At 70.0% G+C, this 13581-nt stretch carries 14 protein-coding genes; 7 read left to right on the top strand and 7 right to left on the bottom strand.

What is annotated here, in order from left to right; translation table 11 throughout:
* Positions 1 to 63: 63 nt before the first annotated feature.
* The gene (locus ACZ4WH_RS29710) at positions 64 to 717 is read left to right on the top strand and encodes a pirin family protein (protein ID WP_468186426.1); all 654 of its coding nucleotides are present in this window, start codon (positions 64 to 66) and stop codon (positions 715 to 717) included.
* On the opposite strand, the gene ACZ4WH_RS29705 is transcribed toward ACZ4WH_RS29710, so the two are convergent.
* Both ACZ4WH_RS29705 and ACZ4WH_RS29700 read right to left on the bottom strand, forming a co-directional pair.
* Positions 714 to 1535 carry a serine hydrolase domain-containing protein gene (locus tag ACZ4WH_RS29705; protein ID WP_468186347.1) on the bottom strand — a complete coding sequence of 274 codons (822 nt, stop codon included), beginning with the start codon at positions 1533 to 1535 and terminating at the stop codon, positions 714 to 716. The two genes, ACZ4WH_RS29710 and ACZ4WH_RS29705, sit on opposite strands and share 4 nt — an antisense overlap.
* A gap of 19 nt (positions 1536 to 1554) precedes the next feature.
* Entirely contained in the window at positions 1555 to 2031 is a 477-nt protein-coding gene (locus ACZ4WH_RS29700; RefSeq protein ID WP_468186345.1) for a GNAT family N-acetyltransferase, read from the bottom strand.
* 97 nt (positions 2032 to 2128) lie between these two features.
* Here ACZ4WH_RS29700 and ACZ4WH_RS29695 point away from each other — a divergent pair, with 97 nt between their 5' ends.
* The gene (locus ACZ4WH_RS29695; protein ID WP_468186342.1) at positions 2129 to 2584 is read left to right on the top strand and encodes a MerR family transcriptional regulator; all 456 of its coding nucleotides are present in this window, start codon (positions 2129 to 2131) and stop codon (positions 2582 to 2584) included.
* On the opposite strand, the gene ACZ4WH_RS29690 is transcribed toward ACZ4WH_RS29695, so the two are convergent.
* From ACZ4WH_RS29690 to ACZ4WH_RS29680, 3 genes are all read right to left on the bottom strand, one after another.
* Positions 2585 to 3433 carry a DUF4429 domain-containing protein gene (locus ACZ4WH_RS29690; protein WP_468186340.1) on the bottom strand — a complete coding sequence of 283 codons (849 nt, stop codon included), beginning with the start codon at positions 3431 to 3433 and terminating at the stop codon, positions 2585 to 2587.
* A gap of 66 nt (positions 3434 to 3499) precedes the next feature.
* Positions 3500 to 4717, bottom strand: coding sequence for an alpha/beta hydrolase (locus ACZ4WH_RS29685; protein WP_468186337.1), 1218 nt, complete (start codon positions 4715 to 4717; stop codon positions 3500 to 3502).
* A 103-nt stretch (positions 4718 to 4820) separates the two neighbouring features.
* Positions 4821 to 5447 (bottom strand): TetR family transcriptional regulator, encoded by a 627-nt coding sequence (locus tag ACZ4WH_RS29680; protein ID WP_468186334.1) that lies wholly within the window; start codon positions 5445 to 5447, stop codon positions 4821 to 4823.
* 113 nt (positions 5448 to 5560) lie between these two features.
* Between ACZ4WH_RS29680 and ACZ4WH_RS29675 the strand changes: the two genes are divergently transcribed.
* Together ACZ4WH_RS29675 and ACZ4WH_RS29670 are read left to right on the top strand one after the other, a co-directional pair.
* Positions 5561 to 7180, top strand: coding sequence for an MFS transporter (locus tag ACZ4WH_RS29675; protein WP_468186331.1), 1620 nt, complete (start codon positions 5561 to 5563; stop codon positions 7178 to 7180).
* 239 nt (positions 7181 to 7419) lie between these two features.
* On the top strand, positions 7420 to 7725 hold the full coding sequence (locus ACZ4WH_RS29670) for a small hydrophobic protein (protein WP_468186328.1): 306 nt from the start codon (positions 7420 to 7422) through the stop codon (positions 7723 to 7725).
* Here ACZ4WH_RS29670 and ACZ4WH_RS29665 read toward each other — a convergent pair.
* A complete protein-coding gene (locus tag ACZ4WH_RS29665; protein WP_468186325.1) occupies positions 7679 to 8542 on the bottom strand; it encodes a potassium channel family protein in 864 nt (287 codons plus the stop codon). The genes ACZ4WH_RS29670 and ACZ4WH_RS29665 overlap by 47 nt on opposite strands.
* Before the next feature lie 122 nt (positions 8543 to 8664).
* On the bottom strand, positions 8665 to 11412 hold the full coding sequence (aceE, locus tag ACZ4WH_RS29660; RefSeq protein ID WP_468186322.1) for a pyruvate dehydrogenase (acetyl-transferring), homodimeric type: 2748 nt from the start codon (positions 11410 to 11412) through the stop codon (positions 8665 to 8667).
* 394 nt (positions 11413 to 11806) lie between these two features.
* On the opposite strand from aceE, the gene ACZ4WH_RS29655 reads away from it, so the two are divergent.
* The 3 genes from ACZ4WH_RS29655 to ACZ4WH_RS29645 all read left to right on the top strand — a co-directional run bounded on the left by ACZ4WH_RS29655 (position 11807) and on the right by ACZ4WH_RS29645 (position 13548).
* Entirely contained in the window at positions 11807 to 12244 is a 438-nt protein-coding gene (locus ACZ4WH_RS29655) for a DUF3052 domain-containing protein (RefSeq protein ID WP_468186319.1), read from the top strand.
* A 132-nt stretch (positions 12245 to 12376) separates the two neighbouring features.
* Entirely contained in the window at positions 12377 to 12835 is a 459-nt protein-coding gene (locus ACZ4WH_RS29650) for a peroxiredoxin (RefSeq protein WP_468186316.1), read from the top strand.
* A 137-nt stretch (positions 12836 to 12972) separates the two neighbouring features.
* Positions 12973 to 13548, top strand: a complete 576-nt coding sequence (locus tag ACZ4WH_RS29645) for a TerD family protein (protein WP_468186313.1) — start codon at positions 12973 to 12975, stop codon at positions 13546 to 13548.
* The last annotated feature ends 33 nt before the right edge of the window (positions 13549 to 13581 follow it).

Here is a 13581-nt window from a genome sequence, read left to right as displayed (position 1 = left end):
GGCGTCGGTGGGCCCTCGCCCTTTGCCGGGTCCTGTGCCCGGCCCGGCTACCGTGGTGCCGTGATGGACGTACGGCGCGCCGGTGAGCGCTATCGCGGAGGGGACCCGGGGGACGGGATCGACACCCGGCACGCCTTCTCCTTCGGCCCGCACTACGACCCCGACAACCTCCGCTTCGGCGCGGTGATCGCCTGCAACGAGGAGCGGCTCGCGCCCGGCGCCGGCTTCGACGAACACCCGCACAGCCACACCGAGATCGTCACGTGGGTGGTCGAGGGCGAGCTGACCCACCGTGACTCCACGGGCCACGAGACGCGGGTCCGGCCCGGGGACGTCCAGCACCTCAGCGCGGCGGCGGGCGTACGGCACGTCGAGCGCAACGACGGGGACGCCCCGCTGATCTTCGTCCAGATGTGGCTGACGCCACGCGAGCCCGGCGGTGACCCCTCCTACACGCTGGTCCCGGGCATCGCCGACTCCACGCCGTACGCGGTGCCGGCGGCGGGCGCGATGCTCCACGTACGGCGCCTGGACCCCGGTGAGCGGACGGCGGTCCCGGACGCGGCGTACGTGTACGCGCACGTGGTCCGGGGCGAGGTCCGGCTGGCGGGGGCGGAACTGGGCCCCGGCGATGCGGTGAGGATCACAGGGGCGGAGGGCCTGGAGGCGGTGGCGGTGACGCCGGCGGAGCTGTTGCTGTGGGAGATGACGGCTTAGCCGCGCAGTTCCGCCAGCACCGCGTCCGTGAAGGCCGGCCACGCCTCGATCGCCCAGGGGCCGAACGCCCGGTCGGCCAGGGCGACCCCGGCGAGCCCGGCATCGGGGTCGATCCACAGGAACGTACCGGACTGTCCGAAATGCCCGAAGGTGCGGGGTGAGGAGGAACTCCCCGTCCAGTGGGGGGACTTCCCGTCGCGGATCTCGAAGCCGAGCCCCCAGTCGTTCGGGTTCTGGTGGCCGTACCCCGGCAGGACCCCCTTCGTCCCCGGGTACTGCACGGTCATCGCCGCCGCCACCGTCCGCGCGTCGAGCAGCCTCGGTGCCTGCACCTCCGCCGCGAACCGCAGCAGATCCCCGACCGTCGACACCCCGTCCTTCGCCGGTGACCCCGCCAGCGACGTCGACGTCATCCCCAGCGGCGCCAGCACCGCCTGCCGCAGATACTCCGCGAACGGGATGTCCGTCGCCTTGGCGATATGGTCCCCGAGCTGCTCGAACCCGGCGTTGGAGTACAGCCGCCGCTCCCCGGGCGGAGCCGTCACGCGGTGCTCGTCGAAGGCCAGCCCGGAGGTGTGGGCGAGAAGGTGACGGACGGTCGACCCGGGCGGCCCGGCCGGCTCGTCCAGCTCGATCGCGCCCTCCTCGTACGCGACGAGCGCCGCGTAGGCCGCCAGCGGCTTGGTGACGGAGGCCAGCGGGAAGCGGTGGCCGACGGGACCGTGCGTCCCGAGGACGGTCCCGTCGGCTCGTACGACACCCGCCGCGGCGGCGGGGACGGGCCAGTTCTCGATCAGCGCCAGGCTCTGCAACGACATGCGTCCGAGCCTATGCGGCTCACAGCGGCAGCCGCATCGACGGGTCGGGGTCCCGCGTGAAGCCGAGGGAGGTGTACAGCGGCTCGGCCTCCGGCGAGGCGTTGAGCAGCACGTGCCCGGCCCCCCGCGCCCGGAACCAGCCCAGCAGCTCCTCCATGCACGCGCGCGCGTACCCGCGCCGCCGGGCGTCGGGGTCGGTCGCCACACTGAAGACGTGCCCGACCCGCCCCCGTGGGTTCCCGGCCTTGCCGATGCGGTACTCCACCGTCCCCGCCACCAGCGCGGCCAGCGCCCCCGGCCGGCCGGGACGCTCCGCGACGAACGCGGCGAAGTCCCCGTCCTCCTCGGCGAGCCGCTCCCGCAGCGTCGGCAGCGATTCCGTGTGCCACTCGGTCGGTCCGGAACCTCCCGCGCTCCACAGGGAGTCGATCATCACCTGGCGCAGTCGCAACACTTCGGCGGCGTCCTCGGGCCGGGCCCGGCGTACAAGACTCATGGGCCGCACGCTAGTCAGCCGCCCCGGGTGCCGTCGTGCGGATTTCTCGGCGAACCCGCTTGCTTGGAGTGCACTCGAAGGCCATAGCGTGGGGGTCATGACGGTGATGCAGACCACGCCAGCGGCCACCGAGAACGCCACCCCCGCCGACATCTGCTCCGCCCCACCCCGGTGTCATCCCCGCCCCGACGGCCAGGACCGCTACACGATCAGTGAGGTCGTCGCGTTCACGGGTCTCACCGCGCACACGCTGCGCTGGTACGAGCGGATCGGGCTGATGCCGCACGTGGACCGCTCGCACACGGGCCAGCGCCGCTACAGCAACCGAGACCTGGACTGGCTGGACTTCGTGACCAAGCTCCGCCTGACCGGCATGCCGGTGGCGGACATGGTCCGCTACGCGGAACTGGTCAGGGAGGGCGACCACACGTTCGCGGAGCGGCGTCAACTGCTGGAGTCGACCCGCAGGGACGTCCTGTCCAGGATCGCGGAACTCCACGACACCCTGGGCGTCCTGGACAGAAAGATCAGCTTCTACGGGCGGGAGCGGTAGCTACAGCTCGGCCAGCAACTCGGCCTTCTTGGAGGAGAACTCCTCGTCGGTGACCAGCCCCGCCTGATGCAGTTCCCCGAGATGCCGGATCCGCTCGGCGATGTCGGCGGGGTCACGCCGGGACGGGGCCGGTACGGCAGGTACCGGCCCACGGGACCGCACCGCCGCCAGCACCGCCGCGGCGAACGGCAGTGACTCGTGCACCGGCCCGTACCCCAGCCCGAACACCACCGACGCCGGGTCCTGGTCCGGCTGGACGGAACGGGCGGAGCCGGGGTCGCGGGGCACCAGCCGCAGATGCCCCTCGAAGATCTCGGGCGACCGCCACTCCACCCCGCTCAGCCCGGCCACCGGGAAGCTCTGGTCGCCGGCCTTCCACTTCGCCGACGACGCCCCGGTCCACGACCAGCGGAACTGCACGGACGTCCCGTCGAAGGACGCCTTCCCGTCGTACGCCTTGAATTGCAGCGGCGCCTCGGGTGCCGCCACCAGATGCCGGTCGGCGGGCCCGGACGCGGTCAGCAGACCCTTCAGCTCGTCGGCGTAGTACTCGGCGAGAGTCTCCCGCTCCGCCGGCAGCACCAGCCGGTAGGGGTCGGAGCCCTCCTTCAACTGGCCGTCGGCCGCCTCCAGCAGCGGATCGGCGCCGGGGCGCGGCGCCAGGCGCAGGACGACCGTGCCGCGCTTGCCCGGGGCGAGGGTCACGCCCTCGACCGCGGACAGCGGGATCCGGCGCTCCCCGAGCGCCTGGAACAGCTTCGGTGTTCGAATCCCCCGTTCGTAACGGATGAGCACGGAGTCGGACTCGAACTCCCAGACGGCATGAAAACCCGCCAGTACGTCACCCATGCGGCTCATCGTATGCGGCACGTGCTCCTCCGTCGCCACCCGCGCAGACCGCACTTCCTGCTGTTTCTACGCGCGTCCGGCCGTCACCGTGCCGGACAGACCGGACCGGCACGCATCGTTCTCCCGTGCGCACGTCACCGCGTCGTACGCGCCCACGCCGATGTCGGCGAGGTTGCGCAGGCTGTCCGTGCCGGGCTGGAAGTAGCCGCTGTGTCCCTGGGCGTCCCGGGCCGACAGCACCCGGGCCCCGAACGCCGAGGAGACCGGGTCGGCGCCGTGGCCGAGGCCGCCCAGCTCCAGGTACGGAACATCCTGCACCCAGTCACTGGCGTCCCGCATGGCCCACACCCGGGCCGTCGTGCCCAGGTGGGATGCCTTGGTGACGCGCATACCGGGGCTCGCGGCCACCGCTATGTCGGCGACCCGGCGGGGCATGCCGTGGGCGGCGACCCCGCAGACCACCGAGCCGTAGCTGTGACAGAACATCGACACCGGGGCCCGGCCGGGCAGCGCGCGCAGCAGCGCGTTCAGCCGTACGGCCCCCTCCTCGGCGCGCAGTCCGGTGGCCGCGTCCACCCCGAGCCCGTCGGGGGAGGTGTAGTCGGCCCAGGCGATCACGGCCGTACGGGTCCGGGGGCTCGCCGCGCGCTCGGCCGCGTACAGGGCCTTGGCCATGCCGACCGGGGCGCTGTACTTGCGGTTCGTCCGCTGGAAGGTCAGCAGGTCGGTGTCGACGCCGGGGACGACGACCGAGATCCGCTGGGCCTTGGTGAGGCTGCCGAAGACCTCGGCGACCCGGCCCGAGCCCTCGGGGTCGAAGGCCAGGATGTGCCGACCGGGGTTCAGCAGGGAGTCGTAGCGGCTCATCCGGCGGCCCGCGTCCTGCTGGCCCGCCGTGCTGAGCCGGCTGTCGTGCATGCGCTTGCGCTCGACCTCGCGGGCCTGCTCCAGCGCGATGCGGTTGGCCCGGTAGCGCAGGGAGACCGGGGCGCCGTTCATGTTGCCGACCGCCAGCGGATAGCGGTGGGCGAGGCGGTCGCGGTCGCGTGGGGTGAGCGAGGCGAAGAAGCGGGCCAGCCGTCCCGGGGCGGCCTCGGCGTCCGGCAGGCTCAGACCGTGGATGCGGCCGTGCTCCCACTTGCTGAGCGAAGCCTGTAGAGCTGTCGACTCCCGGTGACTGCGCAGGGCGGTCCAGCCGGTGGTCGCGAGCATCACGAACACGACGGCCAGCGCCAGCAGTGCGCGCCAGACGTTCCATTGCGGGGAGGTGTCGAAGGAAGTCACTGGGAGGACACACTAGGAGAACGGGAGGGTCTCGGGGTAACCGAGTGACAGGGATCACGTTTCGGCAGGTACCGAACACTGAGCCGGCGATCTCTCAACGGTCTCAGGCGCCGCGCCAGTTACCCGTGAGCGCCGAACCCACCTGATCGAGGTACGCCGCGCTGAGCGTCCGGAGTGCTTCCGGGCCGAAGTCCTCACGCAAGTAGCACTGCCGTTCGGTGACCCGTATCACCCCGGCGAAGACGGCCACCGCCAGCCGGGGGCGCGGATCGGTGTCCACGTCGACGCCCTCCCGCTCGGCCAGCACGCGTGCGATGGTCTCCTCGGTCGCCGCCGAGCGGCGCAGATGGGCGGCGAGCAGCGCCGGCGTGGACTCGATCGTCCGGTACATGCGCAGGTACAGCTCGACCGGGACGATCGACTCGACTGTCTCGCGGATCGCGTCCCAGCCCTCCAGGAACGCCTGCCGCAGGGCCTTCATCGGCGCCTCGTGCGGCGGACGCGCGCGGACGGCCGCCACGAAGGCCGCCTCCGTGATGTTCTGCACCGCGAAGGCCACGTCCTCCTTGCCCGCGAAGTAGCGGAAGAAGGTGCGCTGCGAGACGTCGACGGCCTCGGCGATCTCGTCGACGGTCGTGTGCTCGTACCCCTGGGTGGTGAACAGTTCGAGAGCGGCCCGCAGCAGCGATTCCCGTGTACGCCGCTTCTTGCGCTCGCGCAGCGTCTCCATGGCCTCTCTCCTGTGCGTGTCCGGCCGGCCCAGCCTATGTGCCGATGTCGTGTCAGTAACCGACGAGTGAATTCGTTTGTCAACTGTCAGTGACTGTCACTAGCCTGAGAAGTATGACTAGTCAGACCACCGTCGACGCGACCGGGCCGGGGGACAAGGCACCGGCCGCCCCGTCGGGGCCGCCGTCGGCCCCAGGCCTGCGCGGCCATCCGTGGCTCACCCTCATCACCGTCGCCGTAGGGGTCATGATGGTGGCCCTCGACGGCACCATCGTGGCCATCGCCAACCCGGCCATCCGCGACGACCTCAACGCGTCCTTCGCCGACGTGCAGTGGGTGTCCAACGCCTACTTCCTCGCTCTCGCGGTCACGCTGATCACCGCGGGCAAGCTCGGTGACCGCTTCGGCCACCGGCAGACCTTCCTCATCGGTGTGACCGGCTTCGCCGCCGCGTCCGGGGCCATCGGGCTGTCCGGCAGCATCGCCGCCGTCGTCACCTTCCGTGTCTTCCAGGGCCTGTTCGGCGCGCTGCTGATGCCGGCCGCGCTCGGCGTGCTGCGGGCCACCTTCCCGGCCGAGAAGCTGAACATGGCCATCGGCGTGTGGGGCATGGTGATCGGCGCCTCCACGGCGGGCGGCCCGATCCTCGGCGGTGTCCTCGTCGAGCACGTCAACTGGCAGTCGGTGTTCTTCATCAACGTGCCGGTCGGTGCCCTCGCGCTGCTCCTCGGCACCATGATCCTGCTCGACCACCGGGCCGAGAACGCCCCGCGCTCCTTCGACCTCCTCGGCATCGCCCTGCTGTCCGGCGCGATGTTCTGCCTGGTCTGGGCGCTCATCAAGGCCCCGACCTGGGGCTGGGGCGACGCCAAGACGTGGGTGTTCATGGCCGTGTCCGTGGCGCTCTTCGCCCTCTTCGCCTTCTGGGAGACGAAGGTCGCCGAACCGCTGATCCCGCTGGGCCTGTTCCGCTCGGTGGCCCTGTCGGCGGGTGTCGTCCTGATGGTCCTGATGGCCATCGCCTTCCTGGGCGGCCTGTTCTTCGTGACGTTCTATCTCCAGAACGTCCATGGGATGAGCCCCGTCAAGGCCGGCCTGCACCTGCTGCCGCTCACCGGCATGATGATCGTCGGCTCGCCGCTCGCCGGCACCGCGATCACCAAGCTCGGCCCGCGTGTCCCGCTGGCCTTCGGCATGGCCGTGACCGCGGTCGCGCTGTACGGCATGTCGACGCTGGAACCCGACACCGGCAGCGGTCTGATGTCCCTCTGGTTCGTGCTGCTGGGCCTGGGCCTCGCGCCGGTCATGGTCGGCGCCACCGAGGTCATCGTCGGCAACGCCCCCCTGGAGCTGTCCGGCGTGGCCGGCGGCCTCCAGCAGGCGGCCATGCAGATCGGCAGCAGCCTCGGTACGGCGGTGCTGGGCGCGGTGATGGCCTCCAAGGTCGACAGCGATCTGCCGGGCAACTGGGCGGACGCGGGACTGCCGAAGCTGACCCCGGATCAGCTGGACAAGGCGTCCGAGGCGGTCCAGGTCGGCGTGGCCCCGGTGACGAAGGGCATGCCGGAGCCGGTCGCCGCGAAGATCACCGCCGTGGCCCATGACACCTTCATCTCCGGCATGAGCCTCGCCTCCCTGGTCGCGGCCGGCGTGGCACTGGTCGCCGTCCTCGTCGCGCTGTTCACCAAGCGGGGCGCGAACGCCGAGGCGGGCGCGGGCGTGGGCCACATCTGAGCCCGGGCTCGCCGCCTCCTCTCCGGCGGAGTTCCCCTATCAGGGTGACTCCGCTAAAGATCGCTCGCCCCCGGCACGCGCCGCAGGTCACAGTGGGTCAAGTCCTCCGCAGGGCATGGAGGACGGCCGGGCCGCGGCGCGCGCTGCTGGAGGGGGGCAGCGCGCGCACGTCTGCCGCCGCGGAACCGGGGTACCCGCACACCGAAGCCGAACTGTCCATACACCTCAGGGAGTTGATGATGGCAGGCTTCGGGCGAGGAACGCACGGGTACCCCCGGTCACGCGGCCGCGCATGGCAGCGGACCGGGCCGGACCGTGCGACGTTCGGGATCATCGGGGCCATCTGCGCGGTGGCCGGCTTTTTCGCACTGGGCATCATCCTGGGCCCGGTGGCGATGTTCTGCGGTTGGCGGTCGATGGGCCGAACATGGTCCAACGACGGCAACATCCCCGCACTGGTCGCCCTGATCCTGGGCGCGATCGACACGTTGCTCGCCATCATCGCCCTGGCGGGCGCGGCGACGTGGGGCCACGGGCTTCTGTAGCCGACAGCGCCTCGCCGTAGGAGTGTCGGTTGTCTCGCGGCTGCGGGTGCGTGGTGGCTGGCCGCGCCGTTCCGAGCACCTCTTCGGGGCGCTCGTGTTCCGCCAGCCGGGCCACCTCCGCCCGCAGCAGCCGCACCTCCTCGGCCAGAGCGGTGATGGCCTCGGTCTGCCGCCGCTCCTCCACGTCGTCCTTCTCGAACCGCGAGATGAACCACGCGGCGATGTTCGCGGTGACGACACCCAGCAGCGCGATCCCCGACAGCATCAGCCCGACGGCGATCATCCGCCCGAGCCCGGTCGTCGGGGCGTGATCCCCGTATCCCACGGTCGTCATCGTCGTGAACGACCACCACACGGCGTCACCCAGCGTCCGGATGTTCCCGTGCGGCGCCTCCCGCTCCACGGACAGCACCGCCAGCGATCCGAACATCAGCAGGCCGACCACGGCCCCGACGACATACGTGGTCAGCCGGATCTGCGGAGCCATCCGTGCCCGCCGGCCCACCAGCAGCAGCGTGGACACCAGCCGCAGCAGCCGTAGCGGTTGCAGGACCGGCAGGACCACCGCGCACAGGTCGAGCCAGTGCCGCCGTACGAAGTCCCGCCGGTGCGGGGCGAGGGCCAGCCGGACCAGGTAGTCGAGGGCGAACGCCGCCCACACCACCCACTCGACACCCGTGCACACGGCCGTCAGGGAGTGACCGGCGGAGGTGTCCACGATCGGCACCGCGTACGCCACGGCGAACGCCACGGCGAGCGCCAGGAGGGGCCGCTGAGTACACCGCTCCCACCGAGCCTGCGCCGACAGTTGATCCATGCCGACAATAGTAAAGAAACCGTAAGGACAGCGCCCCGTCAGGGGCGCGGGGAACTGCGCGATCAACCCCTCCCGACCCGCAGATCCCCACGACCCTTGTCGGCCAAAGCCAAGGGCACCGGCTACGCGTCGCCGCCCGCCGCCCCCGGGTCCGCCGCCGAGACGTCCAGCAGCCGGTAGCGGTCGATGGCCTGCTTCAGCGCGGACCGGTCGACCTTGCCCTCGCGGGCCAGCTCGGTCAGGACCGCCACCACGATCGACTGGGCGTCGATGTGGAAGAAGCGGCGCGCGGCGCCCCGGGTGTCGGCGAAGCCGAAGCCGTCGGCGCCGAGCGACTGGTACGTGCCGGGCACCCAGCGCGCGATCTGGTCCGGAACCGATCGCATCCAGTCGGACACGGCCACGAACGGCCCCTCGGCACCGTTGAGCTTCCGCGTCACGTACGGCACCCGCTGCTCCTCCTCCGGATGCAGCAGGTTGTGCTCCTCGCACTCCACGGCCTCGCGGCGCAGCTCGTTCCAGGAGGTCGCGGACCACACGTCCGCCTTGACGTTCCACTCCTCGGCGAGGAGCCGCTGCGCCTCCAGGGCCCACGGGACCGCCACGCCCGACGCCATGATCTGCGCCGGGACGGAGCCGTCCGTGCCCGGACTGAGCTTGTGGACGCCCTTGACGATGCCCTCGACGTCGACGTTCGCCGGCTCGGCCGGGTGCTGGATGGGCTCGTTGTAGACGGTGAGGTAGTAGAAGACGTCCTCGCCGTGCGGGTGCTCGGCCGAGCTGCCGTACATCCGGCGCAGACCGTCCTGCACGATGTGCGCGATCTCGTACGCGTACGCCGGGTCGTACGCCACGCACGCCGGGTTGGTGGAGGCCAGCAGCTGGGAGTGGCCGTCCGCGTGCTGGAGGCCCTCGCCGGTCAGGGTCGTACGACCGGCGGTCGCACCCAGGACGAATCCGCGCGCCAGCTGGTCGGCCATCTGCCAGAACTGGTCACCCGTGCGCTGGAAACCGAACATCGAGTAGAAGACGTACACCGGGATCAGTGGTTCGCCGTGTGTGGCGTACGCCGAGCCCGCCGCGATCAGTGATGCCGTACAGCCCGCCTCGGAGATGCCGTCGTGCAGCATCTGGCCGGTCGGCGACTCCTTGTACGCGAGGAGCAGCTCGCGGTCGACCGACTCGTACTGCTGGCCGAGCGGGTTGTAGATCTTCGCGCTCGGGAAGAAGGAGTCCATGCCGAACGTGCGGTACTCGTCCGGCGCGATCAGCACGAACCGCTTGCCGATCTCCTTGTCCCGCATGAGGTCCTTGAGAAGGCGCACAAAGGCCATGGTCGTCGCGATGGACTGCTGACCCGTGCCCTTCTTCACGGTCGCGTACGCCTTGTCGTCCGGCAGGGCGAGCGGCTGGGAGCGGACGACGCGGGTCGGGACGTAACCGCCGAGGCCCTTGCGGCGGTCGTGCATGTACTGGATCTCCTCCGAGTTCCGGCCCGGGTGGTAGTACGGCGGCAGGCCGGACTCCAGCTCCTTGTCGGAGATCGGCAGGTGCAGACGGTCCCGGAAGCGCTTGAGGTCGTCGACCGTCAGCTTCTTCATCTGGTGCGTGGCGTTGCGGCCCTCGAAGTTCGGGCCCAGCGTCCAGCCCTTGATCGTCTTGGCCAGGATGACCGTCGGCTGCCCCTTGTGCTCCTGGGCCGCCTTGAACGCCGCGTAGATCTTGCGGTGGTCGTGGCCGCCGCGACCGAGGTGCAGGATCTGCTCGTCGGTCATGTTCTCGACCATCGCGCGCAGCCGCAGGTCGTCGCCGAAGAAGTGCTCGCGGATGTACGCGCCGGACTCGGTGGCGTACGTCTGGAACTGGCCGTCCGGCGTGATGTTCATCTTGTTGACCAGCACGCCGTCCCGGTCCTGCGCCAGCAGCGGGTCCCAGGTGCGGTCCCAGATCAGCTTGATCACGTTCCAGCCGGCGCCCCGGAAGACCGACTCCAGCTCCTGGATGATCTTTCCGTTGCCGCGCACCGGGCCGTCCAGCCGCTGGAGGTTGCAGTTGACCACGAAGGTCAGGTTGTCCAGGCCCTCGCGGGCGGCCAGGGTGAGCTGGCCCAGCGACTCCGGCTCGTCCATCTCGCCGTCGCCGAGGAACGCCCACACGTGGGAGCGGGAGGTGTCGGCGATGCCGCGCGCCTCCATGTAGCGGTTCATCCGCGCCTGGTAGATCGCGCCGAGCGGGCCGAGCCCCATGGAGACCGTCGGGAACTCCCAGAAGTCCGGCATCGAGCGCGGGTGCGGGTAGCTGGACAGGCCGTTCGGGTACTTCGACTTCTCCTGGCGGAAGCCGTCCAGCTGCTCCTCGGTGAGCCGGTCCAGCATGTACGCGCGCGCGTAGATGCCAGGGGAGGCGTGCCCCTGGAAGAAGACCTGGTCGCCGCCGTCGCCCTCGTCCTTGCCGCGGAAGAAGTGGTTGAAGCCGACGTCGTAGAGCGAGGCGGAGGAGGCGAAGGTGGCGATGTGGCCGCCGACGCCGATGCCGGGGCGCTGGGCGCGCGAGACCATGACGGCCGCGTTCCAGCGGGTCGCGTTCAGGATCTTGCGCTCGATCTCCTCGTTGCCCGGGAAGAACGGCTCGCTCTTGGTGGGGATCGTGTTGACGTAGTCCGTGCTGCGCATCTCGGGCACGGCCACGCGCCTCTCGCGGGCGCGCTCGATCAGACGCAGCATGAGATAGCGGGCCCGCTCCCGGCCGCGCTCGTCGACGGCGGCGTCCAGGGAGTCGAGCCACTCCTGGGTCTCTTCGGGATCGAAGTCAGGAACCTGACTCGGAAGGCCGCCAATGATGATCGGATTGCGATCGGATCCGGAAGCCACGCTGTTCCTTACCTGTCAGAGGGCCAGTTTCTGCACCTGCCTACACCGTTCCCCATCGTGTACCTCGGGAAGGCGTACGTCATCCGCACCGTCATCTGCACCAGTCAAAACGCAACGATACGCCCGGGGTGTGACGTGCTTGGCAAAGTTGTTCGAGCGACGTAACACCGGATGATTCCGAACGTGACAAACCGGGCACATCGGTGTGATGTGGGTCGCGTGGAATCGAGATACGGTGCTGGGAGTTGCGGCGACACGGCCGGGATCGTCACCGTTTCGGCGGTCCCGACGGCCGGGTACTTGCGCGATCCGCCCCGCCCGTGTGGACTACGGCCAATGCTTCGCGCACGCGCGTGGCTGAGATACTCACCAAGACATGATCAGGAGGCAACCCGTGAGCGCGACCGCGGACCACGCGGAGGAGCGGACGAACCCTGCCGCCAGGCTGGGGTTCCAGCCCGGGCAGGTGGTCCAGGAGATCGGCTACGACGACGACGTCGATCAGGAGCTCCGCGAGGCCATCGAGGAAACCATCGCAGGCGACCTCATGGACGAGGACTACGACGACGTGGCCGACGCCGTTGTGCTGTGGTTCCGTGACGACGACGGCGACCTGACGGATGCGCTGGTGGATGCCACCACGTACATCGAAGAGGGCGGCGCGATCCTGCTCCTCACGCCGAAGACCGGCCGTGCGGGGTACGTGGAGCCGAGCGACATCCAGGACGCCGCCACCACGGCCGGCCTGACCGCTTCGAAGAGCGTCAGCGTCGGCAAGGACTGGAGCGGCAGCCGGCTGGCGACGCCGAAGGCGGCCAAGACGAAGAAATAACCGTCCTCGGACGCCGGACGGGCTGGATCTCGCCCCAGCCCGTCCGGGAGTCCCCGGTGATCGCTGCGTAGGGTGGAGCCGAGCGTCTTGCCGCGCTCTCATCCGAACAGTCCACCGAAGGGAAGCACGACGATGGCGATCCAGGTCGGCGACAAGGCGCCCGACTTCGAGCTGAAGGACAACCACGGCCGGACCGTGAGGCTCTCGGACTTCCGCGGCGCGAAGAACGTGGTCCTTCTCTTCTACCCCTTCGCCTTCACCGGCGTGTGCACCGGCGAGCTGTGCGAGCTGCGCGACAACCTGCCGAAGTTCGAGGACCGCGACACCCAGCTGCTCGCCGTCTCCAACGACTCCATCCACACCCTGCGCGTCTTCGCCGAGCAGGAGGGTCTGGAATACCCCCTGCTGAGCGACTTCTGGCCGCACGGCAACGTCTCGCGCGCCTACGGCGTCTTCGACGAGGACAAGGGCTGCGCCGTCCGGGGCACCTTCGTCATCGACAAGGAGGGTGTCGTGCGGTGGACCGTGGTCAACGGCCTGCCGGACGCCCGCGACCTGAACGACTATGTGAAGGCGCTCGACACTCTGTGAGCGGACCGCGCCGACACCTGTGATTCTTCGGGTCCAGGGTCTGCGGGGCGCGGGAACCCGTCACTAGGATCGGCACGTTGATCCCATATCCGAAGCACGACGGGGCTCCCCGCCCCTGAACACCACATGGAGGACCCGTGGGAGTCAGCCTCAGCAAGGGCGGCAACGTATCGCTGACGAAGGAGGCCCCGGGCCTGACCGCCGTCATCGTCGGCCTGGGGTGGGACGTGCGCACCACGACCGGCACGGACTTCGACCTCGACGCCAGCGCGCTGCTGCTGAACAACTCCGGCAAGGTCGTCAGCGACCAGCACTTCGTCTTCTTCAACAACCTCAAGAGCCCCGACGGCTCGGTCGAGCACACCGGTGACAACATCACCGGTGAGGGGGAGGGCGACGACGAACAGATCAAGGTCGATCTGGCCGGTGTCCCTACCGACGTCGACAAGATCGTGTTCCCGGTGTCGATCTACGACGCCGAGAACCGCCAGCAGTCCTTCGGCCAGGTCCGCAACGCCTTCATCCGCGTCGTGAACCAGGCCGGCGGCCAGGAGATCGCCCGGTACGACCTCAGCGAGGACGCCTCCACCGAGACCGCCATGGTCTTCGGCGAGCTGTACCGGCACGGCGCGGAGTGGAAGTTCCGCGCCATCGGCCAGGGCTACGCGTCGGGTCTGCGTGGCATCGCGCAGGACTTCGGCGTCAACGTCTGACACGAAGGACGTGTGAGGCCCGACAGCCCTCGA

This window comes from Streptomyces sp. NPDC029138 (assembly GCF_055564375.1).
The sequence above is the reverse complement of the archived record's forward strand: the minus strand, read 5'-3'. Positions and strand labels throughout refer to the sequence as shown.